Source organism: Listeria grandensis FSL F6-0971 (genome assembly GCF_000525835.1).
Classification (GTDB): Bacteria; Bacillota; Bacilli; order Lactobacillales; family Listeriaceae; genus Listeria_A; species Listeria_A grandensis.
On sequence record NZ_AODD01000061.1, the window covers coordinates 1 to 432 of the forward strand.

The window sequence follows — 432 nt, forward strand, 5'->3', positions numbered from 1 at the left end:
GGTCCTAAGGTAGCGAAATTCCTTGTCGGGTAAGTTCCGACCCGCACGAAAGGCGCAACGATCTGGGCACTGTCTCAACGAGAGACTCGGTGAAATTATAGTACCTGTGAAGATGCAGGTTACCCGCGACAGGACGGAAAGACCCCGTGGAGCTTTACTGCAACCTGATATGGAATGTTTGTACCGCTTGTACAGGATAGGTAGGAGCCGAAGAGACGTGAGCGCCAGCTTACGAGGAGGCAATGGTGGGATACTACCCTGGCTGTATGACCATTCTAACCCGCCACGCTTAGCGCGTGGGGAGACAGTGTCAGGTGGGCAGTTTGACTGGGGCGGTCGCCTCCTAAAGAGTAACGGAGGCGCCCAAAGGTTCCCTCAGAATGGATGGAAATCATTCGCAGAGTGTAAAGGCACAAGGGAGCTTGACTGCGA

1 rRNA gene is annotated in these 432 nt (G+C 54.4%); it reads left to right on the forward strand.

Features of this window, described 5'->3' with window-relative positions:
* Positions 1–432 (forward strand): 23S ribosomal RNA (locus tag PGRAN_RS15360); the annotation flags it as partial.